The sequence below is a fragment of the Micromonospora sp. NPDC049836 genome, from assembly GCF_044465125.1.
In the GTDB taxonomy this organism is placed as follows: domain Bacteria; phylum Actinomycetota; class Actinomycetes; order Mycobacteriales; family Micromonosporaceae; genus Micromonospora.
In genome coordinates, this window is the sequence record NZ_JBITLH010000005.1 from 359,278 (window position 1) to 382,485 (window position 23,208).

The window sequence follows — 23,208 nt, forward strand, 5'->3', positions numbered from 1 at the left end:
ACCGCTGCACGGGGGCCGGGCGGTGGGGTGGGACCGCGCGGGTCGGATGGGTACCGGGCCGCTGGTCGGCCCGGTACCACCCGGCGGGTCAGTCGCGGTGGTGCCGGCCGGTACGCAGCGAACGGGCGTCGTCGGCGTTGTCGTCGGAGGCGAGGCCGGCGACCCAGTCGACGAACTCCTCGTCCTGGGCCGGCAGCGGCTCCGCCTCGCGGTCGGCCTCCACCGGCTCGGCCGCCTTGCCCCGGTTACGCCGGAACAGCCCTCGGCGGGACTTGGTTTTCCCGCCCGCCGTCTCCTCGCCCGCCGTCTCCTCGACCGCCCCGGGCGGCTCAGCCGTCCCGGCGCCCTCGGCCGGCTCGACCGGTCCGGGCTCCGGGCCGGCCGGCGGCGGATCGGCGTGCCGGCCACCGGGCCCCGCCGCCGGGGCGGGCCGGGCGTTGGCGAGGGCCTCCCAGTTGGACGCGCGCAGGTCCGGCAGCGCCCGGTGCCGGGGGCGTGGTGCGGACGCCGGGTCGGGCTCGGCGGCCGGGCCGGCCTCCGGAACACCGGCCGGGCCGGGGGTGGTGGTGCCGCGCGGGGCGGCCGACCAGCCCGGCGCGGGCGCGATCGGCCACGCCGGCCGGACCTCGCCCGGTCGCTCCGTCACGTCCTCGAAGATCGGGAAGCGTGGCCGGGGCGACGCGGGCGGACCCTCGCCGCCGGCCGGCTCGTCGAAGAAGAAGCGGCGACTGGGCTGCTCCACCTCCTCGGCGCCCGGGCCGCCGCCGGCGACGGGTGTCCGCTCGTGGCCCGCCCGGCCGGCGGTCGGTGTCTGCTCGTGATCCGCGCGGCCGGCGGCCGGTGTCCGTTCGTGGTCCGTGTCGGCAGCGGCGGCTGTCCGGTCGTGGTCCGCCTGCGCGGTGGGCCGGGTCTGGTCGTGGTCCGCGTGCGCGGTGGGCCGGGTCTGGTCGTGGTCCTCGTGGCCCGGGCCGGTGACGGTTGTGCGGTCCTGCTCCGCGCGGCTCGGGTCGGTGGTGGCCGGGGGTGGGGTCGCCGGCTGGTCGGCTCCGGCGACGGGCACGGCCGCCGCCGACGGTCCGCTGGTGGCCGTCGCCGGCTTGCGGCCCCGCCGGGCCCGCCCGCCGCGTGCGGGCTTCGTCGTGCCCTCCGCCGGGGCGGCGCCGTCGTCCGCCGGCCGTCCTGCGGCGGTGCTGGTCGGCGCCGTGGTCAGCACGGCGTCGCCCGGGCCGTCGGCCGCAGCGGCCGGCTCGGCGCGGCGGGCCGGATCGGCGTCCCGCCCGGCCGGGCCGGCGTGCTGCGGTAGCTGGGTGGCGGCCGTGCGCTGTGGTCGCTCGGGGGCGTCCGCCTGCTGCTGCGGTCGCCCGGCCGGGTCGGTGTGCTGCGGTCGCTCCGGCGCGGCGCCGTGGTGCGGTAGCGGGGTCGGGTCCGGGTGTTGCGGTCCCTCGTCGGCCGACGAGGTCGGGGCCGCCGGGGCGAGCGGTCGCGCCCCGGCCGCCGGTGCCGGCCCGGCCGGCACCGGTTCCGGCGCATCGGCGCTCGGCGGTGCCGCGGCATCCGCGGCCGGCGGTGCCGGGGCGAGGGACGACGCCGGGGCCGGGCTGGGGGCGGCCGGCTCCGGGCCGGATCGCGCGGCCGGGCGGCCGGCGGCGAGCACGTCGATCGCGGAGGTCCGCCGGGCCGGCGGCAGCAGCCCGGAGCCCGGCAGGTTCCGGGCCAGGTCATCGAGGTGGCGGTCGCCCGCGTCGCTCGGGGACCCGCCCGCGGGTGCCGACTCCGTGCCGGCCAAGGGAGCCGTGCCGGTCGGAGGAGGCGTGCCGGTCGGGGGAGCGGTGCCGGTCGGGGGAGCCGTGCCGGCCGCGCCGGCCGAATCCGCGGCGGCCGTCCCGCCCGTGAGGTCCGGGCCCGCCGCTTCGACCGGGGCCGGCGGCCGGTCCGCGCCCGTCCCGTCCGGTACGCCGGGAGCGGCCGGACCGGCGGCGCGGTCGGCGAGGGTCTGCCGGGGCGTGCTCCGGCCGGCGGGGGTGAGGCCGGGCGCCTCCGGCCAGTCCCAGTGCGCGGGGGTGGGCGAGCCGTCGGCCCGGCCGGCGCGACCCGGTTCGGCGGCCGTACCCAGGTGAGCGGCCGTACCCAGGTAGGCGGCCGTGCCCGGGCCGGCGCCGGCCGGAGCGGCGAGCGCTGAGCCGCCCGGTGCGGCGAGCGGCGCGCCGGCCGGCGCGGCCGGGAGCGGCTGGAGGATGTCGGTGGGCGCGATCGCCTCGCCGTCGGCGGCCGGCGCGGGCCGGCGCAGCACCGTGGCGGCGGTCGAGCCGAGCGCGCCGGCGGCGACCGCGAGGAGCGCGCCGTAGTAGGGGGCGAGCTGGTACCGGTCGGCGGCGTCGCCGGGTCCGGCGGTCAGGTAGGCGAAGGCCAGCAGGATCGGCCCGGCCGCGCCGGCCGCGCCACTGATCAGCGGCAGCTGGCCGTGCCGCCGGGCCAGCGCACCGATCGCCGCGCCGGCCAGTAGGGACAGCGCGGGCAGGACCAGCATGGCGAGGCGCTGCGCCGCCGCGGCGTCCAGCCAGGAGGGTTCGAGGACCCCGAGGCGTACGGTGCGCAGCGGCCCGGTCGACGCGACCGTCGGCGCCGCGGAGATCAACGCGAGCACCCAGACGAGCCCGGCGGTCAGCGCGATGCTCCACCCGAACGCGGGCCTGAGCAGGACGGCGATGGCCGCGCCCGCCCCGATCAGCGCGCCGAGGACGGCGCAGATGCCGACCGCCCAGACCGGGTCGACGGTGCCGTCGAGTTCGGCGGCGCGGGCCGGCTGCATGCAGAGCGGTGCGACCACAGTCGCACCCAGCGCCGCGACGCCGGCGATGGCGAGCTGCTCGGCGGTGCCGCCGGCCGGGGATCCGTCCCGGCGGGCGAGGCGTTCGGTCACCACCGCGCCCGCCACCGCGGCGATCGCCGCGAACCAGCCGACCCAGGCGAGCTGGGCGGGCCACCGGTTGACCGTGCCGTCGGCGAACGCGCCGTCGAGGCGTACGACGCCGAAGCCGTACGCGATGCCGAGCTGGCCGGCTCCGGCCAGCATGCTCACGCCGAGCGCCGTGAGCAGCAGCCTGCCCCACGTCCGAAAGGCCATGTCGGGCACGTTACGGCCCGGTGCCCCCGATCGCCACCAAGGAGGCCACCTGGCGCGCTGGTGTCGGCGTCGTTACTTCAGCTCGACCAACCGGGCCAGGTAGGTGGTGTCGCCGACGTTGGTCAGCATGTGCACGGCGCCCGGGTCGCGGTAGACCACGCCGCCGGTCGGCTCATCGGCGTCGATCGTGGTGCCGTCGACCGTCTGCACCACGTTCTTGGCGCCCTGGATCGCCACCACCAGGTACGGGTGGTCGTGCCGGTGCAGCGGCTGCCGCTCGCCCGGCTCGAGGCGGATGTGCCAGACCCGGACCCGGTCGTTCTCGTACACGATCTCCTGGCCCACCGGGCCGAGCTCGGTGTGGGTGCCGGTCATCGTGGTCCGTCCAGTTGGGGGAGGACCTCGGCGGCGATGAGCTCCAGGTGGTCGAGGTCGGCGAAGTCGATCAGGCGCAGGTGCACCCGGCTGGCGCCGATCGCGGCGAACTCGCCGAGCCGGTCGACGAGCTGGGCGGGGGAGCCGACCACCGGGTCCTCCGGCGGCAGGGCGCTCTTGACGTGCAGCGGCGCGGCCCGGCGCTGCGCCTCGGCGTCGGTACGCCCGATGGCCACCACCACCCCGGCGGAGAGCACCAGCGGCGGCCGGCCGCTGGCGGCCCGCCCGGTGCGCTCGCACGCCTCGCGGACCCGCTGGTAGGCGGCGGCGGTCTCGGCGACGGTCTTGAACGGCATGTTGAACTCGTCGGCGTACCGGGCGGCCAGGTCGGGGGTGCGGCGTGGGCCGCGACCGCCGACGATCACCGGCGGGCCGGGGCGCTGCACCGGCTTGGGCAGCGCGGGCGCGTCCACGAGCTGGTAGTGCTCGCCCTTGAAGCTGTACGTCTCGCCGGTCGGGGTGCGCCAGAGCCCGGTGATGACCTCGAGCTGCTCGGCGAGGCGGTCGAACCGCTCGGCGACCCCGGGGAACGGGATGCCGTACGCGGTGTGCTCCCGCTCGTACCAGCCGGCGCCGATGCCCAGCTCGACCCGGCCGCCGCTCATCTGGTCGACCTGCGCGACCATCACCGCGAGCGGCCCGGGCGGCCGGAAGGTGGCCGAGGTGACCAGGGTGCCGAGCCGGATCCGGGAGGTCGCCCGGGCCAGCGCGGCCAGGGTCAGCCAGGCGTCGGTGGGGCCGGGCAGCCCCGGCTCGTCGCCCATCGCCTGGTAGTGATCGGCCCGGAAGAAGCCGTCGAAGCCCGTCTCCTCCACCCGCCGGGCGAACCGGAGCTGGTCGTCGTAGCTGGCACCCCGGTGCGGCTCGGTGAAGACCGTCACCCGCATGCTCACTGCCCTCCCGCGCCGGCGGCCGTCGGTGTCCCGGTCCCGTCGGCCGGCGCGACCGGGCCGGCCGGTGCGGGCCCGGTCGGCCCGTCCCGTTCCATCAGCAGTTCGTGCAGCTCGGCGCTGATCCGGGCCACCTCGGCCAGGTGCGCGTTGCGGCCCAGCGTGCGCGGCCGGGGCACCTTGACCTCGACCACCTCGCGGATCCGGCCGGGACGCGGGCTGAGCACGACGACCCGGTCGGCGAGCAGCACCGCCTCGTCGATCGAGTGGGTGACGAAGACGATGGTCGCCTTCGTCTCCATGTGCACCCGCTGGAGTTCGCCGGAGAGTTCCTCGCGGGTGAGCGCGTCGAGCGCCGAGAAGGGCTCGTCCATCAACATCACCCGGGGCTCGCCGATCAGCGACCGGCAGAGCGAGACCCGCTGCTGCATGCCGCCGGATAGCTCGTGCGGCAGGCGCTTCTCGAACCCGCCCAGCCCGGTCATCTCCAGCAGCTGGCGGGCCCGGTCCCGGTGCTTGGCCCGGCGCCAGCCGAAGATCTCCACCGGGAGCAGGACGTTGTCCAGCACGGAGCGCCAGGGGAGCAGGGCGGGCCGCTGGAACAGCATGGCGATGTCCCGGCGGGGCCGGGTGATCGGCGTACCGGCCACGGTGATCTCGCCGGCGGTCACCGGCAGCAGGCCGGCGATCATGCGCAGCAGGGTGGACTTGCCGCACCCCGAGCGGCCGACCACGGCGACGAACTCACCCTCGGCGACGTCGAGGTCGATGTCGCGCAGCGCCTCCACCCGCCCTGAGCGGCCGTCGAAGGTGCGGGACACCCCGGACAGTCGGATCATCTCCCGCCGGCTCCCTTCCACGTCGCGAACGCGAGCCGGGCTAGCGTAGCGGGATGCGCTCCCTATAGCACCGTCCGGGGTGGACGTCAGTCCACTTTCCGTCAGGCAACTTCGTTTCCGTTCCGCAACCGAGCGCCGGACGTCGGTGCAGGGAGCTTCTCGTACGCTGTTGCGCGCGAAGAGTCCCCTCACGACGATCCCGTCGGCTGCCCCTCCCGCCGACACCGTCGGAACCACGACCCGTCCGGGCGAGCATGCCCTGGTCGGAAAGGACATGGTGCACTGATGAGAAGGCTGACCCGTACGGTCGCCGCCGCCGCGCTGGCGACCGCACTCGCCCTGGTTTCCGGGTGCAGCAGCGACTCGGACAAGTCCGAGGACAAGGCCGCCGGTGGCAAGGCGCTGGAGAAAGTGACCTACCTCACTTCGTTCGGCAACTTCGGGCGTGACTCGTACGCCTGGGTCGCGAAGGAGAAGGGCTTCTTCAAGGAGGCCGGCTTCGACGTCGACATCAAGCCCGGCCAGGGCACCGGCGGCGTCATCCAGGTCGCCACCGGGCAGGCCGACTTCGCCCCGATCGACCTGACCGGTGCCATCCTCGTGCTCGCCAACGGTCAGGCCAAGGACTTCGTCGCGGTGGCGGCGGTCCAGCAGCGGACCATGGCCGCCATCGCCTCGGTCGAGGGCAAGAACATCGCCACCCCGAAGGACCTCGAGGGCAAGAAGCTCGCCGACAGCCCGGCCTCCGTCGTGCGCATGCTCTTCCCGACGTACGCCAAGCTGGCCGGCGTCGACGCCAGCAAGGTGACCTGGGTCAACGGTGAGGCGCAGACGCTGATCGGCACGCTCGCCTCCGGCTCGGTCGACGGCATCGGCCAGTTCGTCGTCGGTCAGCCCACCATCGCGGCGGTCACCAAGAAGAAGCCGGTCATGCTGCCCTACAGCAACGTGATGCAGGACCTCTACGGCAACGTGCTGGTCACCTCCACCAAGCTCGCCAAGGAGAAGCCGGAGATGGTCAAGCGCTTCACCGCGGCGCTGCTCAAGGGCCTGGAGTACGCGCTGGCCAACCCGGACGAGGCGGGGACGATCCTGAAGAAGAACGTCCCGGCGGCCGTCCCGGCGGCGGCCTCCGCCGAGCTCCAGCTGATGGCCGCGTACGTCCGGTCCAGCAACACCGGCACCGCGATCGGCACCGTGGACAGCGGCCGGGTGGCCAAGACCATCGCCCTGCTCCAGGGCGCGGGCGCGCTCAAGCAGAACCTCACCCCCGACCAGATCATCGACTTCAACCTGGTGCCGAAGGCCTGACCGGTCGGCTCGGACAACGGGGGTGCGCGCCCGCCGGGGTTCCGGCGGGGCGCACCCCTTCGCGTGCCGGCCGTGCGGGCCGGCCGAGAGAGGAGGACACGTTGGCACAGGTGACCGGAGTCCGGCCCGATCCGTCGGCGCCGGAGGCGTCCCCGCCGCCCGCCGCCGTTCCGGCTCGGCTGGCCGTACGCCCGGCCGCGGTGGGGCTGCCGGCGCTCGGCCTGCTGATCGCGGTGGCCGCGTGGTGGCTGGTGACCTCGGGGCTGCATCTGGTCCACCCGGCGGCGCTGCCGCCGCCGCTGGCGGTCTGGCGAGGTCTCACCGCCGCCACGGACGTGCTGCTGCCGGCGCTGGGGATCACCACCGGGGTCACCGTGCTGGGCTTCCTGCTCTCGTCGGTGGCCGGCGTGCTGATCGGGATGGCGCTGGCCGCGTCCGGCCGGGTGGAGCGGATGTTCTCGCCGCTGCTGGTGGCCGTCAACGCGGTACCGAAGATCGCGTTCGGTCCGCTGCTGGTGGTCGCGGTCGGCTGGGGGCAGAAGCCCATCCTGACCATGGTGTTCCTGCTCTGCTTCTTCCCGATCGTGCTGTCCACCGCGACCGGGCTGACCACCACCCCGGCCGACCTGGCGGAGCTGGGCCGTTCGCTGAACGCGTCCTGGTGGCAGGCCTTCCGCAAGGTGCGTTTCCCGGCCGCGCTGCCGCAGATCTTCGTCGGGCTGAAGGTGGCCATGCCGCTGGCCGCGATCGGTGCGGTGATCGGTGAGTTCTACTCGGACAAGCCCGGCCTGGGCTACCAGATCCTGCAGTACAACGGCGCCGGCGACACCCCCACCGCCTGGGCCGCCATCGTCCTGGTCGGGCTGATGAGCATCGTCCTGTACGCCGCCCTCAGCCTCCTCGAACGCCTGGCCCTGCCCTGGGTCCGAGCCACCACCTCCGCCCGCTGACCCGGCCGGCCTCCCCAGGGAGGCCGGCCGCGGCCGCCGAATCCGCCCCACCCCGACCGAAGACCCGACGTCGACCGAGCATCCTCCGGGGCCACACCCACAACTTGCGCCGGGGCCACACCCACAACAGCGACCACTACCCGGCGAGCCGCCACCGTCCACCCCGCGCCACCAGCGTGGTCAACGCCTGCGGCATCAACCCCGAGTGGTTGTCCGGGGTCATCCGGATCGGCCCGGAGAGCCCGTCGAGCTGCGAGGTTTCCAGGAAGTCCCGCAGCGCCTCCCGGTCGACGGTGCCCTGCTTCGTCCCGGCCCGCAGCTCGCCGTTGGTGATGAGCTGGACCGCGTCGGCGGCGAACGAGGAGAAGCCGTTGTAGCCGCCGAAGCGGGCCGTGTACTCCTGGAACCACTGCCGCCGGGCGGCCTTGGCCGGCGTGGTGGCGATGACGTCGTCGATCACCATGGTCTGGGTGAAGATCAGGGTGGCCTTCTCGGTGGACCGGGCGGAGGCGCCCAGGAAAAGGTCGCCGGCCGCCGAGGCGTCGAAGAACAGGTGGCCGGTGAACCGGTTCTGCCGGGCGCTGGCCGCCGCGAGCGCCGCCTGCTCCGGGGGCGTCCAGAGGACCATGGCCTGCGGTCTGCTGCCGACGAGGTCCTCGACCTGGCCGCTCACGTCGGTGTCGGTGACGCGTACCGACTCGGTGCCGACCAGCCGGATGCCGGTCTTGTCGAACTGGCGGCGCAGCGCGGCCATGCCTTCCTGGCCGTAGCTGTCGTCGCTGCGCAGCAGGGCGACCTTCTTGACGCCGCGCCGGCCCAACTCGACGGTGATGGCCGCGGCACTGTCGGTCGCGTTCGGGGCGAGCTTGAACACGTACCGGCGTTCGGCGACCGGTTCGGTGATCGCGCCGGCGGACGCCAGGGCGATGGTCGGAATGTGCTTCTCGCCGATGGTGCGGACGGCGCCGACGGCGCATTCGTTGCAGCCGCCCATGATGATGGCGCTGACCCGGGAGTCACTGCTGAAATCGTTGATGTTGCGCAAGGATTCGGCGGCGTCGGAGCGGTTGTCCTTCACCTTGAGGTCGATCCTCCGGGCGCCGAGTGCGCCGGACGCGTTCAACTGCTCGACCTTCAGTTCGAGGGCCCGTTGGTACACCTTGCCGAGGGCAGCGGAGGCGCCCGACAGTTCGAGGTCCGCGGCGATCACGATGGGGCTGTCGTCCTGCTGCTCCCCGCCGAACTGGCAGCCGGTGAGCGTGGTGGCCAGCACGGCCGAAGCGAGCGCCGCGATGCTCGCGGAGCGGATGGGGCTCAACTCAGTCCTCCAGGTGCGGCGCGGGCGGGGGGCCCGATCACCGCCGCTCATCCGTCCTCAGTAGAGGAACGGGATTGGTGTGCCGTACGGTGTGCGCGAAGCCTGCAAAACCTTGCCAATGCCGGGGCCTGTGGTCAAGCGGCGATGCCAGGAGCGGTTTCGGGACACCCATCCCACATGGTGGGGACACGAAACGTTAACCGGCAATTACTGCACAGATACGACCGACCACTCTGGAGTTACATGCCCTGTTCAGGGGCCTGCGGAAATGAAGGTATTAGTTGACCGCTGCACGGGTTGAGTCCCCGCCAACCGTTTTCGGCCCCACTGCGGCTTCCCAAACTGCATCTCGTCTGATGAAATCGCGGCCGTGCCGCGCGCGGCGCCGCCCGCCGCTCCAGGCACGGGTCGGCGGGTCAGGCGTGGAAGAAACGACGGAGGCGATGTCGTGAGCACCGGACCTACGACCCTGCCCGAGAGCGCCGGATCCGACCACCGGAACCGGCGACGGCGGCTGCCTCGGCTGCGTGACGCGCGGATCCGGTCGAAGCTCGCTCTCATCCTGGTCGTCCCGGTCGCCGCTGTCATGGCACTGGCAACTATCCGACTCGTCTCGACCGGCCAGGGCGCGTACGAGGCGACCCGGATCCGGTCGCTCACCGCGCTGTCGATCGACGTCTCGGCGCTCACCCAGGACCTGCACAAGGAGCGGATGGCGGCGGCGGCCTACCTGGTCGCGCCGGACCAGAAGCCGGACGACTACAACCTGCGGGTCCGCCGCACCGACGAGCGGATCGCCGCGTACCGCGAGGAGCGGGGACGGATCGGCGAGGTGCCGGCGTCCGTGCGGACCCGGCTGAAGGTCATCGAGGACCACCTGGGCACGCTGAACGGCACCCGGCAGGAGGTGCTGGACCGGCAGCAGATGCCGGTGGCCGAGGCCAGCCTGCGCTACGGCATCATCCTCAGCGACCTCGTCGCGTACGGCGACACCCTGGCCCAGCAGCCCGGCGCCGAGCGCATCGCCGACGCCCGGCGCGCGGTGGCCGCGTTCTCCCACGCGAAGGCGCAGGTCGCCCAGGAGCAGGCGGTCGCGTTCACCGCCCTCGCCGCCGGCCAGCTCGACGAGGAACAGTTCTCCTCCCTGGTGGCCACCCTGACCGGCCAGCAGGAGGCGCTGCTGACGTTCTCCCGGGCCGCCGAGCCGGCGCAGCGGTCCCTGGTGGATGGCACCGTCTCCGGTGACGCCGTGCAGCTCGCCGACCGGGTCGCCAACGACCTGTCCCGCTCGGTCAACCAGGCCCCGCTGGTGAACCGGAACGACGCCGCCGAGGCGATCGGCGCGGTCAACGACCTCATGCGCTGGGCGGAGATCCAGCTCCAGGACCAGCTGCTCGCCGACGCCGACGACGTCCGCAGCGACGTCATCCGGCAGGCCGTGGTGGAGAGCCTGCTGGTCCTGCTCACCCTGATCGTCGCGGTCACCCTGGCGGTCGTGCTGGCCCGCTCGCTCAACGAGTCGCTGCGCCGGCTGCGCGAGGGCGCGCTGGCGGTGGCGAACCACGACCTGCCCGACGCGGTGGGCCGGCTGCAGAACGTCAACGCGATCGGCGACGGCGGCGTGGACGAGATCGTCCAGCAGGTCCGCGACCCGATCAAGCTGACCAACCGCGACGAGATCGGCCAGGTGGCGGCGGCCTTCAACGTGGTCCACCGGGAGGCGGTCCGGGTGGCCGCCGAGCAGGCCGCGCTGCGGACCAGCGTCTCGGCGATGTTCCTCAACCTGGCCCGCCGCTCGCAGAGCCTGGTCGACCGGATGATCGGCGAGCTGGACGCGATCGAGCGCGGCGAGGAGGACCCGAAGCGCCTCGCCCAGCTCTTCGAGCTCGACCACCTGGCCACCCGGATGCGCCGCAACGACGAGAACCTGCTGGTGCTGGCCGGCGCCGACTCGGCCGTGCCGCGCCGCGAGGACGCGCTCCTGGTGGACGTGCTGCGCGCCGCCCAGTCCGAGGTCGAGCTCTACAACCGGATCGAGTTCGGCACCGTCGACACCGACATCTCGGTCGCCGCGCACGCGGTCAACGACGTGGTCCGGCTGGTCGCCGAGCTGCTGGACAACGCCACCCGGTTCTCCCCGCCGAACACCACCGTGGTCGCCGACGGCCGGCGGATCCGCGACTACGTGCTGATCCAGGTGGAGGACCGCGGCCTGGGGCTCAGCGACGAGCAGCTGGACTCGCTGAACCGCCGGCTGGCCGCGCCGCCCACGGTCGACGTGGCCGCGTTCCGGCTGATGGGTCTGGCCGTGGTGAGCCGGTTGGCGTCCCGCTACGGCATCCGGGTGGAGCTGCGGCGCAATGTCGAGGGTGGCACCGTCGCCCAGGTGACCCTGCCGAACTCCGCGGTGGTGCTGCCGGCCAACCGGGGTCCGGCCCCGCTGAGCCGGTCGCGCCAGCCGCTCGCCGTCGAGCCGTCGCCGCTGAGCCAGCTGGGCGCCGGGCCGGAGTCGCTGGCCGGCGCCGGGCGCGGCGGCACGGCGACCCTGACCGACCAGTGGCGCAGCGCGGCCCCGCCGGCCCGTTGGCAGGCCGGCGCCGAGGCGCGGGACACCGGCTCGGCCGTACAGCTGGGCGGCGCGACCGGGGCGATGCCCAGCCTGCCGACGATGCCGTCGGCCGTGCCGGTGGCGTCCGCGCCGCCCGCCGCGGCGCCCCCCGTCTCCGGGGCCGGCTACGCGGCCGGCGGGTCGGGCCACGGGTACCCGGCGCGGGACCCGCTGCCGAAGCGGAGCCCCGGGGACCTGGCGGACCAGGCCTCGCTGGCCCCGTCGACCTACCAGCCGGCGGGCTACCCGCCCGCCCCGGCGTACCAGCCGGCCGCCATGGCGCCCGCCGTCGAGACGGCCCCGGCCACCCCGACGGTGTCCCGCCCGGAGCAGCGGGCCGAGGCGCCGATATTCCGGGAGATGGAGGCCGTCTGGTTCCGCTCGCACGGCGAGGACGAGACGACCATCTTCGCCCGTCCGGCCTTCGACGAGCCGCCCGCCGGGCCGGCCCAGCCGGCCGCCGCGGCGACGCCGCCGCCGCTGCCGACGCGTACCCCCGGGGCCCAGGCCGCGGGGTTGACGACGCCACCGCCGTACACCCCGCCGCCGGCGCCGGCCGTGCCCGCCGCCGCGGCGCCGCCGCCCGTGCCGGCCGCCGCCGCGCCACCGCCGGCGCCGCCGGCCACCGACCCGGGAGCGTGGCGGACCGCGGCCGACGAAGGCTGGTCGCGGGCCAGCCGGGCGGCGGAGCCCGCCGCCGGCGGCACCACCCGCTCCGGCCTGCCCAAGCGGGTGCCGCAGGCCCAGCTCGTGCCCGGCGGCATCGAACCCAAGGGTGGCCGGGCCCAGGCCCGGCGCACGCCGGACGAAGTACGCGGCCTGCTGTCCGCCTACCACCGCGGTGTTCAGCGGGGTCGGACGGCCGGCGCGGACCTGAACAGCACCTCGACCAAGGAGACGAACCGATGAACAGGCCAGCGGCCATGCAGGACATGGGTTGGCTGCTCACCAACTTCGCCGACAGCGTGGCGGGCATCGCCCACGTGGTGGCGGTGTCGGCGGACGGGCTGCTGCTCGCCTCCTCCCGGGACCTGCCGGCCGACCGGGCCGACCAGCTCGCCGCGATCACCTCCGGCGTGGTGAGCCTGACCGAGGGTGCCGCCCGGATGTTCAGCGCCGGGGGGGTGCTCCAGACGGTCATCGAGATGGACAGCGGATACCTCTTCCTCATGTCCATCAGCGACGGCTCGTCGATGGCGGTGCTGGCGGCCCGCAGCTGCGACGTCGGCCAGGTGGGCTACGAGATGGCGCTGCTGGTGGAGCGGGTCGGCCAGGCGCTGTCCCCGCTGCCGAGGGACGCCGTCCGGTCCTGACCGGCGCGTCCGTGTGACTGGGTGATCCGGAGCCGGCCGGCTCCGTACGGAGGGAGGTGATCGCGAGATGGAACCACGGCGGGATCCACGTGGGGCGCTGGTGCGTCCGTACGCGGTCACCCGGGGCCGGACCGAACCGTTGCAGAACATCGCGCTGGAGGCGGTGCTCTCCGGCTCCGCCACCCAGGTGGCCGAGGCGCGGTTCGCCGGCCACGACAAGTACCGCATCGCCTCGGTCTGCGAGGGCCGACCGCAGTCGCTCGCCGAGATCGCCGCGTATACCCGGATGCCGCTGGGCGTCACCCGGGTGCTGGTCGCCGACATGGTGGCCGAGGGCCTGTTGACGCTACACACTGCCGCTCCCGCCACGGGGTTCGCGGCGCGGATGAACCTGCTTGGAAGGGTGCTAAGTGGACTTCGCGAACTATGACCCCGCCGGGGCGAACCGCAGCCGGGAGATCATCTCCGCGAAGATCGTGATCGCGGGCGGCTTCGGCGTGGGCAAGACGACCATGGTCGGTGCGATCTCCGAGATCCAGCCGCTGACCACCGAGGCGCTGATGACCGCGGCCGGCGTGGGCATCGACGACCCGTCGAAGGTGCCCGGCAAGGAGACCACCACGGTCGCCATGGACTTCGGCCGGATCACCATGGCCGAGGACCTGATCCTGTATCTCTTCGGCACGCCCGGCCAGACCCGCTTCTGGTTCATGTGGGACGAGATCATCCGGGGTGCGGTGGGCGCGGCCGTCCTGGTCGACACCCGCCGGATCACCGACGCGTTCGCCCCGCTGGACTACTTCGAGAACCGCAACCTGCCGTACGTGGTGGCGTTGAACCGGTTCGACGGTGCCCCGCACTACGAGGTGGAAGAGGTCCGCGAGGCGCTGGCCATCTCGCCGGACGTGCCGCTGGTGATGTGCGACGCGCGGCAGCGCGAATCGGTCAAGCAGGTGCTGGTGACCGTCGTCGAGCACGCCATGCTCCGCCTCCAGGCCGAGCACGGCTTCGCGACCCCGGTCGGCTGAGCGGCCGGCCGGGCGGGCCCCGCCCGCTCAGTCGACGCGGAGCCGGTAGCCCCGCTTGACCACCGTCTGGACCACCCGGGGGGCGGCCAGCCCGACCCGCAGCCGGGCGACCGCCATCTCCACGGCGTGCTCGTCGGCGCCCCGGGGGAGCGTACGCAGCAACGCGGTGCGGGACAGCACCTTCCCGGGCGACGCGGCCAGCGCCCGCAGCACCGCCATCGGGGCCGGGGCGAGCGGCCGCAGCTCGCCGTCGACCACGGCCGCGTGCCCGCGCAGGGTCAGCAGGTGCCCGCCGGCCTTCACGGTGACCGTGCGCCGGGGCAGTTCGTCGACGATCGTCCGGACCAGGGCGCCGAGGCGGGCCCGGTTCGGCGCGCTGACCGGCACCCCCCGCCGCACCAGCGGCTCGGCGGTGACCGCGCCGACACAACTGGCCAGCACATCCCCGCGCAGCGCCGCCAGCACCGTCTCGGTGCGGTCCCCGGCCGCCCGCAGCAGCGCCTCCGCGGCCGGCGCCGAGGTGAAGGTGACCGCGTCCACCAGCCGCCCGGCGACCAGGTCGATGAGCCGGTGCAGCGGGGCCGGGTCGGTCGGCGGGGCCCACCGGTAGACCGGCACCTCGATCACCGTGGCGCCCGCCGCCTCCAGCGCCTCGGTGCACTCCGGCTGCCGCTCGCCGTGCAGTTGCATGGCCACCACCTTGCCGGCCACCCCCCGCCGGACCAGGTGGTCGATCACCTCCTCGCAACTCTCCGAGGCCGGGGACCAGTGCTCGCGCAGGCCGGCGGCGCGGATCGCGCCGGTCGCCTTCGGGCCGCGGGCCACCACGTACGACCGGCCGAGCACGCCCCGCAGCGGCTCGGCCAGCCCCCACCCCTCGGCCGCCTCCAACCAGCCGCGCATGCCGATGCCGGTGTTCGCCATCAGCACGTCCGGCGGCTGGTCGAGGCAGGCCCGGGTGGCCTCGCGCAGCTCGGTGTCGTCGGTGAGCGGCACGATCCGCAGCGCCGGGGCGAGCACCACCCGCGCGCCGCGCCGTTGCAGCAGCGCGGCCAGCTCGTCGCGCCGCCGGTCGGCGGTCACCCCGATGGTGAAGCCGGCCAGTTCGTCCCGCATCACTCCTCCGGTCGCAGCCGCACCTCGACCAGCCCGTCGCGGCAGCGCGCCTCGTGCCGCCGCAGCGTCACCCCGGTCAGGTCGAGGCAGCGCCCGGTGGTCAGGTCGTAGACCTGCTTGTGCAGCGGCGAGGCGAGCGTGGGCAGCCCGCCCCGGCTGCCCACGATGCCCCGGGACATCACGTACGCGCCGCCCACCGGGTCCAGGTTGTCCACCGCGTACAGCTCGCCGCCGGTCCGGAAGAGGGCCACCTGCACCCCGTCCACCAGCGCGGCCACCCCACGGTCGGGGTCCAGCCGGTCCAGCGGGCAGACCGCCGTCCAGCCCCGGGTCGCCGTCCGGCTCATCGTCGCCACGGTCATCGCGTCACCTCGCTCCGTTCCACGCCGCGGCCGGCCGCCGCGGCGTACGTCTGGCTGATCGCGCGGCTCACCGGCGTACCTCCGGCAGGCCGAGCGCGACGGGCTGGGGGCGGCGGTCGGCGGCGGGGCCCGACGGCGTTCCGCGCGCCGGCACCGGCTGGCCGCGCTCGACCGCGAAGGTGATGGACGGGTCGGGCACCTCGGGCGCGTTGACGAACGAGGTGAAGCGGCGCAGCCGCTCCGGGTCCTCCAGCACGTCCCGCCACTCGTCGGAGTACGACGCCACGTGCCGGGCCATCGCCGCGTCGAGTTCGGCGCAGAGCCCGAGCGAGTCGTCCACGATCACCGCCCGCAGGTGGTCCAGGCCGCCGTCCATGGCCTCGATCCAGGCGGCGGTGCGCTGCAGCCGGTCGGCGGTGCGGATGTAGTACATGAGGAACCGGTCGATCAGCGTGACCAGCGCCTCGGTGGACAGGTCGGTGGCGAACAGGTCGGCGTGCCGGGGACGGAAGCCGCCGTTGCCGCCCACGTAGAGGTTCCAGCCGGTCTCGGTGGCGATGATGCCGAAGTCCTTGCTGCGCGCCTCGGCGCACTCCCGGGCGCAGCCGGAGACCGCCGACTTGAGCTTGTGCGGCGCGCGCAGCCCCCGGTAGCGCAGCTCCAGCGCGACGGCCAGCCCGACCGAGTCCTGCACCCCGTACCGGCACCAGGTCTCGCCGACGCAGGACTTCACCGTGCGCAGCGCCTTGCCGTACGCGTGGCCGGACTCGAAGCCGGCGTCGACCAGCCGCCGCCAGATCTGCGGGAGCTGCTCGACCCGGGCCCCGAACAGGTCGATCCGCTGCCCACCGGTGATCTTGGTGTAGAGCTGGAAGTCCCGGGCCACCTCCCCGATCACGATCAGCTTCTCCGGGGTGATCTCGCCGCCGGGGATCCGGGGCACCACCGAGTAGCTGCCGTCGCGTTGCAGGTTGGCCAGGAAGTGGTCGTTGGTGTCCTGCAACGAGGCCTGCTCGCCGTCGAGCACGTGCCCGCTGCCCAGCGAGGCCAGGATCGAGGCCACCACCGGCTTGCAGATGTCGCAGCCGCGGCCCCGGCCGTGCTCGGCGATGAGCCGGGAGAAGGTCCGGATGCCGCGGACCCGGACGAGGTCGAACAGCTCCTGCCGGCTGGCGTCGAAGTGCTCGCAGAGCGCGGTCGACTGCTTGACCCCGGCGGCGTCGAGGAGCTGCTTGAGCATCGGCACGCAGGAGCCGCAGCTGGTCCCGGCCCGGGTGCAGGCCTTGAGCGCCGGCACGTCGCCCGCCCCGCCCGCGATGGCCGCGTCGATGTCGGCGCGGGTCACCGCGTTGCAGGAGCAGACCTGCGCGGCGGCCGGCAGCGCGCCGGCCCCGGCGCCGGGACCGCCGGCCGGGGCCAGCAGCGCCAGCGGCGGCGCCGGCAGCGGTCCGCCGACACTGGCCCGCAGCGTCGGGTACGCGCTCGCGTCCCCGACCAGCACCCCGCCGAGCAGCGTCCGCGCGTCGTCGGAGAGGACCAGCTTGGCGTACGCGCGAGTGGCCGGGTCGGTGAACGTCACGTCGAGGCAGCCCGGGGTGGTGCCGTGCGCGTCACCGAACGAGGCCACGTCCACGCCGAGCAGCTTCAGCTTGGCGGCGGTGTCCGCGCCCGGGAAGGTGGCCGCGCCGCCGAGCAGCCGGTCGGCGACCACCTCGGCGGTCGCGTACCCGGGGGCGACCAGGCCGTGGCAGGTGCCGTCCACCGCCGCGCACTCGCCGACCGCCCAGATCCGCTCGTCGGCGCTGCGGCAGGTCGCGTCGACCAGCACCCCGCCGCGCGGGCCGAGCGGCAGCCCGGCCGCCCGGGCCAGCTGGTCCCGGGGCCGGATGCCGGCGGCGACCACCACCAGGTCCGCCTCGACGGTCCGGCCGTCGGCGAGCACCAGCGCGCCGACCGTGCCGTCCGGGCCGGGGCGCAGCGCGCTGGTGGCCACCCCGAGGTACGGGGTGACGCCCAGCTCCTCGACGTAGCGGCGCAGCATCGCCCCGCCGGCCTCGTCCACCTGCACCGGCATCAGCCGGGGCGCGAACTCCACCACGCTGGTCGCCAGGCCGAGCAGGCGCAGCGCGTTGGCCGCCTCCAGGCCGAGCAGCCCGCCCCCGATCACCGCGCCGGTGCGCCGGCCCGCGGCGTGCGCCCGGATCGCGGCCAGGTCGTCCAGGGTGCGGTAGACGAACACGCCCGGCAGGTCGGTGCCGTCGACCGGCGGCACGAACGCGGACGAGCCGGTGGCCAGCACCAGCGCGTCGTACGGGTGCTCGCCGGTCGCGGTGACCACCACCCGCCGCTCCCGGTCGACGGCCAGCGCCGGCTCGCCCAGCCGCAGCTCCACCCCGTCGTCCGGGGTGTGCAGGTTCAGCTCCTCGGCGCTCACCCCGTCGAAGAAGGCGGAGAGCCGCACCCGGTCGTACGCCGGTCGCCGCTCCTCGGCGAGCACCGTCACCCGCCACCGCCGGTCGTGGTCCCGGGCGCGCAGCGCCTCGACGAAACGCTGCCCGACCATGCCGTTGCCGACGACCACCAGCCGCCCGCCACCGGCGCCGGCATCCCGCTCGCTCATCGCGTCACCTCCACTCGTGTGCCCTGCCCGGCCGGCGGTGTGCCGTCGCCGCCGGCCCGATCCGGGCCCGCGCCGTGGTCGCCGGCCGCGCGTCGTCGCGCCACCGGCTCCGCCCGCCCGCACGGCCCGTCGGAGCCGGCCGTGCGCTGTCGCGCCACCGGCGCTGCCCGTCCGCGCGGCCCGTTCATCGCGCCGCCACCGGATCCGCCTCGGCGAGCCAGCCGGCGATGCCGGCCACCGCGTCCCGGCAGCCGCCGCAGCCGGTGGTGGCGCGGGTGGCCGCCGCCAGCTGCGCGACCGTCCGGGCGCCGGAGCGCCAGCACGCCACCAGCGCGCCCTTGCTGACGTCGTTGCACTGGCACACCGTGGCCGCGTCCGGCATCAGCGCCGGGGACGTGGCCGGGCTGGCCGCGGCGGCCCCGAACGCGCGCCCGAGCAGCAGCGACCGCCGGTCCGCCGGCACCGGGGCGCCCCGGTCGAAGAGCTGCACCACCGTGCCCACGGCCGGGTTGTCGCCGAGCAGGATCGCGCCGGTCAACCGCTCGTCGCGGATGCGCAGCCGGGCGTACGTGCCGCGGGCCGGGTCGGCGAAGGTCAGCTCCTCGACCGGCCCGCCGTCGGCCGGGGCGTCGGCGGCGTCGCCCATCGCGGCGAGGTCGATGCCGGCCGCCTTGAGCCGGGTCACCACCGGCCGGGGTCGGTACCGGGCGAGCGGGTCACCGCCGGCGAGCACCTCGGCCACCACCCGGGCCTGCGCCCAGGCCGGGGCGACCAGCCCGGTCAGCGTCCCGCCGTGCTGGGCGCAGTCGCCGATCGCCGAGATCCGCGGGTCGCTGGTCCGCATCCGGTCGTCCACCACCACGCCCCGCTCCACGGTCAGCCCGGCGGCCGTGGCCAGCCCGGTGTCCGGGCGCACGCCGCAGGAGAGGACCAGCAGGTCGGCGGCGAGCGGGTCGCCGTCGGTGAGGTCGAGGCGGACGCCGTCGGCGTCGGCGGCCACCCCGGTCGCCAGCACCCCCAGCCGGGTACGCACGCCGAGGGCGGCGAGGGTGCCGGCGAGCACCGCCCCCGCCGACGGGTCGAGCTGCCGTTCCATCAGGTGCCCGACGGGGTGGACCACGGTCACCGCCAGGCCCCGGGCGGCGAGCCCGCGGGCCGCCTCCAGCCCGAGCAGCCCGCCGCCGAGCACCAGGGCGCTGCGGGCGCCCCGGGCGGCGGCGAGGATCCGCCGGCAGTCGTCCAGGGTGCGGAACGGGACCACCCGTTCGGGCAGCGGGTCGAGCCCGGGCAGCGGCGGCACCAGCGCCCGGCTGCCGGTGGCCAGCACCAGGTGGTCGTAGCCGATCCGTTCGCCGTCGGCGGTGCGTACCTCCCGGGCGGCCCGGTCGATCGCGGTGACCGCGGCGCCGGTCCGGACGTCCACGCCCTGCCCGGCGACCTCGGCCAGCTCCACGTCCGGCTCGTCGATCTTCCCGGCGAGCAACGTGGAGAGCATGATCCGGTTGTACGCCCGGTGCGGCTCCGCGCCGAGCACGGTGACCTTCCGGTCCCCGTCCCGGGCGTGCAGCTCGGCGGCGAGCCGCGCGCCCGCCATCCCGTACCCGACGATCACGACCTTCATGGCTTCTCCACCCTGACCGCGCAGATCTTGAATTCCGGCATGCCGGAGACCGGGTCGACGGCGTCGTTGGTCACCGAGTTGGCCCGGGCCGCGCCCGGCCAGTGGAACGGGGCGAACACCGTGTCCGGCCGGATCGCCGCGCTGAGCCGGGCCGGGGCCCGCAGCTCGCCCCGGCGGGAGACCACCCGCACCTCCTCGCCGTCGGCCACGCCCAGCCGCTCGGCCAGGTCCGGGTGCAGCTCGACGAAGCCGCCCGGGGCGGCCCGGCGCAGCGCGGCCACCCGCCGGGTCTGCGCGCCGGACTGGTACTGGGCGAGCACCCGGCCGGTGGTGAAGTGCAGCGGGTAGTCGCCGCAGACCGGTTCGGCGGCCGGCCGGTGGGTGACCGCCCGGAACCGGGCCCGCCCGTCCGGGGTGGGGAACCGGTCGGCGAAGAGCCGGGGCGTGTCCGGGGCGTCGAGATCCGGGCAGGGCCAGAAGACGCCGGTGTCGGCGTCGATCCGGTCCCAGCTGATGCCGGCGTAGTCGGCCGGACCGCCGGCGGACGCCCGGCGCAGCTCCGCGAAGACCAGGCGCGGGTCGGTCGGGAAGGCCGTCTTCGGCGCGTCCAGCCGGTCGGCGAGGGCGGCGAGCACGGCCAGGTCGGTGCGGACCCCGGGCGGTGGTTCGCGCAGCGCCCGGCGGCGCAGCACCCGTCCCTCCAGGTTGGTCATCGTGCCGTCCTCCTCGGCCCACTGGGCCACCGGCAGCACCACGTCGGCCAGCTCGGCCGTCTCCGAGCGCAGGAAGTCGGCGACCACCAGCAGGTCCAGATCGCGCAGCCGGGACTCGACGCGGGCCGCGCGGGGCGCCGAGACCACCGGGTTGGAGCCGAAGACCAGCAGCGCCCGGGGACCGTCCGCGGTGCCCAGCGAATCGAGCAGCTGGTAGGCCGGCACGCCGGGCCCGGGCAGCGTCGCGGGATCCACCCCCCAGACCCCGGCGACGTGCTCCCGGGCCGCCGGGTCGTCGATCCGCCGGTAGCCGGGGAGCTGGTCGGCCTTCTGCCCGTGCTCCCGGCCGCCCTGCCCGTTGCCCTGCCCGGTGAGGCAGCCGTACCCGGAGCCGGGTCGGCCGGGCAGGCCCAGGGCGAGCGCCAGGTTGATGAAGGCGGTGACCGTGTCCACCCCCTTGGCGTGCTGTTCGGCGCCCCGGGCGGTGAGGATGATCGCGCGGTCCACGGTGGCCAGGGCCCGGGCGGTCGCCTCCAGGTCGGCCACCGGTATCCCGGAGAGGCGCTCCACCTCGGCCGGCCAGTAGCCGGCCACGGTCCGCCGGACCTCGTCGAAGCCGGTCGTCCGGTCGGCCACGTACGCCCGGTCGAGCCAGCCCTCGGTGAGCGCGATGTGCAGCAGCGCGTTGGCCACCGCCAGGTCGGTGCCGGGCAGGGGTTGCAGGTGCAGGTCGGCCTGGCGGGCGGTGGCGGTGAGCCGGGGGTCGACCACGATCAGCCGGCCGCCCCGCTCGCGCTGCTCGGCGAGGTGGCGCAGCAGCGGCGGCATGGTCTCGGCCGGGTTCGCGCCGACCAGCAGGAGGGTGTCCGCCCGGCCGAGGTCGGCCAGCGGGAAGGGCAGGCCCCGGTCGACGCCGAAGGCGCGCAGTCCGGCCGCGGCGGCCGAGGACATGCACCACCGTCCGTTGTAGTCGATGTGCCGGGTCCGCAGCGCCACCCGGGCGAACTTGCCGAGGGCGTACGCCTTCTCGTTGGTCAGCCCGCCGCCGCCGAAGACCGCCACCGCGTCGGGCCCGTGCCGGTGCTGGATCGACCGCAGCCCGGCGGCGATCCGGTCCAGCGCCTCGTCCCAGCTCGCCGGCCGCAGCCCGGCGCCGGGCCGGTCGCGCAGCAGCGGGGTGGTCAGCCGGTCCGGGTGGTCGAGCAGTTCGGCGGCGGTCCAGCCCTTCTGGCAGAGGCCGCCCCGGTTGGTGGGGAACTGCCGGGGGGTCACCTCGATCCGGCGGCCGGTCTGGCGCAGCACCATGCCGCACTGGAGGGCGCAGTACGGGCAGTGGGTGGCCGCCTCCCGGGGCTGCGCCTCCGGTCGCGTTGCCACGCGTGCACCCTCCGTCATGTCCGAAGAGCGTGCCGGGGGGCGGTTTCCGGTCCGGGTCCCTTCTGTTTCGGTCCTGTCAAGAGCGGCTCACACCGCACGGGAGTGACGGACCGGCCCGTCGGGTTTAGAATGTGGGAAATCTGTCTCGGAATATGGGAGGCGTGCGATGGATGTGGCTGACGCGTTCGACGCGGTGGCGGGCAGCTACGACGAGGCGCGGCGGCGGCTGGTGCCCTGCTTCGACGCCTTCTACGGCACGGCGGTCGAGGTGGCCGCGCCGCCGCTGCGGGCGGCGCTCGCCGCCGGGCGTACCCCCGAGGTGCTGGACCTGGGCGCGGGCACCGGGCTGCTCTCCCTGCTGCTCACCGCGGCGGTCCCGGGGGTGCGGCTGACCCTGCTCGACGCCGCGCCCGGGATGCTGGCGGTGGCCACCGGTCACCTGGCCGCCCGGGGCGTGCCGCACCGGACCGTGCGCGCCGACCTGACCGACCCGCTGCCCGCCGGCCGCTACGACGCGGTGGTCTCCGCGCTGGCCATCCACCACCTCGACGACGACGGCAAGCGGGCGCTCTACCGGCGGGCGGCGCAGGCGCTGCGACCCGGCGGGGTCTTCGTCAACGCCGAGCAGGTGGCCGGCCCGACCCCGGCGCTCGACCGCCGGTACGACGAGGTGTGGACCGCCCAGATCACCGCGCTCGGCTCGGACGCCGAGGAGATCGCCGGCGCCCGCAAGCGGATGCGGCACGACCGCCCGGCGTCGGTGCCGGACCAGCTCGACTGGCTCCGCGAGGCCGGCCTGGCCGACGTGGACTGCTTCTTCAAGGCCTGGCGCTTCGCGGTCCTCGGCGGCCGCCGCCCCTGACGGCGCCCGGCTCCGGCCCCAGCCCCGGCTCCGGCCCCGGCCCCAGCCCAGCCCCGGCCGCGGTGTCCGGTTCGGCGACGGGTGCGAGCGGGGATGACTGGCGGTCATACCGATGGGTAATCTGTCCGGCATGACCGCCAAGGTGACGTTGTCGTTCTCCGACGAGACGATCGAGGAGGCGCGCCGGTTCGCCAAGCGGGAAGGGCTCTCCCTCTCCGCCTGGATGGACCAGGCCGCCCGGGAGAAGGCGCTGCGCGAGGTGTTCACCGCGCACGCCGCGGCGCTCGGCCGCGCCGGCCTGGACCTGGAGTCCGCCGCGCTGGCCGACGCCCGGGAGGCTGCCATGGTCGACGACGCGCTCTTCGGCGGCGGGGGACCGCGTGCTGCGTAGGGGCGAGATCTGGCGCATCTCCGGCGCCCGGGAACGGCTCGGACTGGTGATCAGCTCCGACGTCTACAACTCCACCGAGGTGCCGATCGTGATCGTGGCCGAGGTGGTCGAGGAGTCACTGCTGCGCGACTCGCCGCTCGCCGTGGCGATGGGCAGCTACGTGGTGATGCCCGACCGGCTCTCGTCCCCGATGAAGAAGTGGTTCACCGAGTGCGTGGACGTGGCCGACACCGAGACCATGCGGCGGGTCGGCCGGGCGCTGCGCATCCTCCAGGAGATCTGAGCCGCTTCACGACCGCCCCACGGCGGACGTGCGATCTCCGTTTCCGT

The 23,208-nt window shown here is 75.2% G+C and carries 19 protein-coding genes; 9 read left to right on the forward strand and 10 right to left on the reverse strand.

Translation table 11 applies throughout. The annotated features are described in order from the left end of the window. Positions 1–88: 88 nt before the first annotated feature. From ACIBPB_RS16395 to ACIBPB_RS16410, 4 genes are all read right to left on the reverse strand, one after another. Complete coding sequence (locus ACIBPB_RS16395; RefSeq protein WP_396840402.1) at positions 89–3,124, reverse strand: hypothetical protein; 3,036 nt, start codon at positions 3,122–3,124, stop codon at positions 89–91. 72 nt (positions 3,125–3,196) lie between these two features. Continuing rightward, complete coding sequence (locus ACIBPB_RS16400) at positions 3,197–3,499, reverse strand: cupin (RefSeq protein ID WP_357314243.1); 303 nt, start codon at positions 3,497–3,499, stop codon at positions 3,197–3,199. After that, complete coding sequence (locus ACIBPB_RS16405) at positions 3,496–4,446, reverse strand: LLM class F420-dependent oxidoreductase (protein ID WP_396840594.1); 951 nt, start codon at positions 4,444–4,446, stop codon at positions 3,496–3,498. The genes ACIBPB_RS16400 and ACIBPB_RS16405 overlap by 4 nt, the downstream gene beginning before the upstream one ends. Before the next feature lie 2 nt (positions 4,447–4,448). Then, the gene (locus ACIBPB_RS16410) at positions 4,449–5,288 is read right to left on the reverse strand and encodes an ABC transporter ATP-binding protein (protein ID WP_396840403.1); all 840 of its coding nucleotides are present in this window, start codon (positions 5,286–5,288) and stop codon (positions 4,449–4,451) included. A gap of 285 nt (positions 5,289–5,573) precedes the next feature. Here ACIBPB_RS16410 and ACIBPB_RS16415 point away from each other — a divergent pair, with 285 nt between their 5' ends. Continuing rightward, positions 5,574–6,599: an ABC transporter substrate-binding protein gene (locus tag ACIBPB_RS16415; RefSeq protein ID WP_357314238.1), complete on the forward strand. Its 1,026-nt coding sequence runs from the start codon at positions 5,574–5,576 to the stop codon at positions 6,597–6,599. Positions 6,600–6,778: 179 nt separating this feature from the next. After that, on the forward strand, positions 6,779–7,549 hold the full coding sequence (locus tag ACIBPB_RS16420; RefSeq protein ID WP_396840595.1) for an ABC transporter permease: 771 nt from the start codon (positions 6,779–6,781) through the stop codon (positions 7,547–7,549). A 136-nt stretch (positions 7,550–7,685) separates the two neighbouring features. Here the strand turns inward: ACIBPB_RS16420 and ACIBPB_RS16425 are convergent, their stop codons facing one another. Then, positions 7,686–8,867 (reverse strand): ABC transporter substrate-binding protein, encoded by a 1,182-nt coding sequence (locus ACIBPB_RS16425; protein ID WP_396840404.1) that lies wholly within the window; start codon positions 8,865–8,867, stop codon positions 7,686–7,688. Between the two features lie 448 nt (positions 8,868–9,315). On the opposite strand from ACIBPB_RS16425, the gene ACIBPB_RS16430 reads away from it, so the two are divergent. From ACIBPB_RS16430 to ACIBPB_RS16445, 4 genes are all read left to right on the forward strand, one after another. Beyond that, positions 9,316–12,384: a nitrate- and nitrite sensing domain-containing protein gene (locus tag ACIBPB_RS16430; RefSeq protein WP_396840405.1), complete on the forward strand. Its 3,069-nt coding sequence runs from the start codon at positions 9,316–9,318 to the stop codon at positions 12,382–12,384. Next, positions 12,381–12,788 carry a roadblock/LC7 domain-containing protein gene (locus ACIBPB_RS16435; RefSeq protein ID WP_046567138.1) on the forward strand — a complete coding sequence of 136 codons (408 nt, stop codon included), beginning with the start codon at positions 12,381–12,383 and terminating at the stop codon, positions 12,786–12,788. The genes ACIBPB_RS16430 and ACIBPB_RS16435 overlap by 4 nt, the downstream gene beginning before the upstream one ends. A 67-nt stretch (positions 12,789–12,855) precedes the next feature. Continuing rightward, positions 12,856–13,218, forward strand: coding sequence for a DUF742 domain-containing protein (locus ACIBPB_RS16440; protein ID WP_357314230.1), 363 nt, complete (start codon positions 12,856–12,858; stop codon positions 13,216–13,218). Further along, complete coding sequence (locus tag ACIBPB_RS16445) at positions 13,199–13,816, forward strand: GTP-binding protein (protein ID WP_396840406.1); 618 nt, start codon at positions 13,199–13,201, stop codon at positions 13,814–13,816. The genes ACIBPB_RS16440 and ACIBPB_RS16445 overlap by 20 nt, the downstream gene beginning before the upstream one ends. A gap of 27 nt (positions 13,817–13,843) precedes the next feature. On the opposite strand, the gene ACIBPB_RS16450 is transcribed toward ACIBPB_RS16445, so the two are convergent. The 5 genes from ACIBPB_RS16450 to ACIBPB_RS16470 form a co-directional block, all read right to left on the reverse strand. Continuing rightward, a complete protein-coding gene (locus ACIBPB_RS16450; RefSeq protein ID WP_357314226.1) occupies positions 13,844–14,932 on the reverse strand; it encodes a uroporphyrinogen-III synthase in 1,089 nt (362 codons plus the stop codon). Further along, positions 14,932–15,294, reverse strand: coding sequence for a nitrite reductase small subunit NirD (nirD, locus tag ACIBPB_RS16455; protein ID WP_357314224.1), 363 nt, complete (start codon positions 15,292–15,294; stop codon positions 14,932–14,934). Before nirD ends, ACIBPB_RS16450 begins: the two co-directional genes overlap by 1 nt. A gap of 67 nt (positions 15,295–15,361) precedes the next feature. Then, positions 15,362–17,914 carry a nitrite reductase large subunit NirB gene (gene nirB, locus ACIBPB_RS16460; protein ID WP_396840408.1) on the reverse strand — a complete coding sequence of 851 codons (2,553 nt, stop codon included), beginning with the start codon at positions 17,912–17,914 and terminating at the stop codon, positions 15,362–15,364. Positions 17,915–18,098: 184 nt separating this feature from the next. Next, the gene (locus ACIBPB_RS16465; RefSeq protein ID WP_396840409.1) at positions 18,099–19,535 is read right to left on the reverse strand and encodes an FAD-dependent oxidoreductase; all 1,437 of its coding nucleotides are present in this window, start codon (positions 19,533–19,535) and stop codon (positions 18,099–18,101) included. Continuing rightward, positions 19,532–21,643, reverse strand: a complete 2,112-nt coding sequence (locus tag ACIBPB_RS16470) for a molybdopterin oxidoreductase family protein (protein ID WP_396840410.1) — start codon at positions 21,641–21,643, stop codon at positions 19,532–19,534. The genes ACIBPB_RS16465 and ACIBPB_RS16470 overlap by 4 nt, the downstream gene beginning before the upstream one ends. Positions 21,644–21,791: 148 nt before the next feature. Here ACIBPB_RS16470 and ACIBPB_RS16475 point away from each other — a divergent pair, with 148 nt between their 5' ends. The 3 genes from ACIBPB_RS16475 (at position 21,792) to ACIBPB_RS16485 (ending at position 23,161) form a co-directional block, all read left to right on the forward strand. After that, the gene (locus tag ACIBPB_RS16475) at positions 21,792–22,487 is read left to right on the forward strand and encodes a class I SAM-dependent methyltransferase (RefSeq protein ID WP_396840411.1); all 696 of its coding nucleotides are present in this window, start codon (positions 21,792–21,794) and stop codon (positions 22,485–22,487) included. A gap of 130 nt (positions 22,488–22,617) precedes the next feature. Next, the gene (locus ACIBPB_RS16480; RefSeq protein ID WP_357314211.1) at positions 22,618–22,878 is read left to right on the forward strand and encodes a DUF6364 family protein; all 261 of its coding nucleotides are present in this window, start codon (positions 22,618–22,620) and stop codon (positions 22,876–22,878) included. Next, positions 22,868–23,161, forward strand: a complete 294-nt coding sequence (locus ACIBPB_RS16485; RefSeq protein WP_396840412.1) for a hypothetical protein — start codon at positions 22,868–22,870, stop codon at positions 23,159–23,161. The genes ACIBPB_RS16480 and ACIBPB_RS16485 overlap by 11 nt, the downstream gene beginning before the upstream one ends. Positions 23,162–23,208 lie beyond the last annotated feature (47 nt).

Bases quoted from the DNA above. Each gene is read 5' to 3' on its own strand.
- ACIBPB_RS16435 (WP_046567138.1), top strand. From the start codon at position 12,381: ATGAACAGGCCAGCGGCCATGCAGGACATGGGTTGGCTGCTCACCAAC.
- nirD (WP_357314224.1), bottom strand. From the start codon at position 15,294: ATGACCGTGGCGACGATGAGCCGGACGGCGACCCGGGGCTGGACGGCG.
- ACIBPB_RS16410 (WP_396840403.1), bottom strand. From the start codon at position 5,288: ATGATCCGACTGTCCGGGGTGTCCCGCACCTTCGACGGCCGCTCAGGG.
- ACIBPB_RS16395 (WP_396840402.1), bottom strand. From the start codon at position 3,124: ATGGCCTTTCGGACGTGGGGCAGGCTGCTGCTCACGGCGCTCGGCGTG.
- ACIBPB_RS16470 (WP_396840410.1), bottom strand. From the start codon at position 21,643: ATGACGGAGGGTGCACGCGTGGCAACGCGACCGGAGGCGCAGCCCCGG.
- ACIBPB_RS16465 (WP_396840409.1), bottom strand. From the start codon at position 19,535: ATGAAGGTCGTGATCGTCGGGTACGGGATGGCGGGCGCGCGGCTCGCC.
- ACIBPB_RS16405 (WP_396840594.1), bottom strand. From the start codon at position 4,446: ATGCGGGTGACGGTCTTCACCGAGCCGCACCGGGGTGCCAGCTACGAC.
- ACIBPB_RS16475 (WP_396840411.1), top strand. From the start codon at position 21,792: ATGGATGTGGCTGACGCGTTCGACGCGGTGGCGGGCAGCTACGACGAG.
- ACIBPB_RS16480 (WP_357314211.1), top strand. From the start codon at position 22,618: ATGACCGCCAAGGTGACGTTGTCGTTCTCCGACGAGACGATCGAGGAG.
- ACIBPB_RS16415 (WP_357314238.1), top strand. From the start codon at position 5,574: ATGAGAAGGCTGACCCGTACGGTCGCCGCCGCCGCGCTGGCGACCGCA.
- ACIBPB_RS16400 (WP_357314243.1), bottom strand. From the start codon at position 3,499: ATGACCGGCACCCACACCGAGCTCGGCCCGGTGGGCCAGGAGATCGTG.
- nirB (WP_396840408.1), bottom strand. From the start codon at position 17,914: ATGAGCGAGCGGGATGCCGGCGCCGGTGGCGGGCGGCTGGTGGTCGTC.
- ACIBPB_RS16440 (WP_357314230.1), top strand. From the start codon at position 12,856: ATGGAACCACGGCGGGATCCACGTGGGGCGCTGGTGCGTCCGTACGCG.
- ACIBPB_RS16450 (WP_357314226.1), bottom strand. From the start codon at position 14,932: ATGCGGGACGAACTGGCCGGCTTCACCATCGGGGTGACCGCCGACCGG.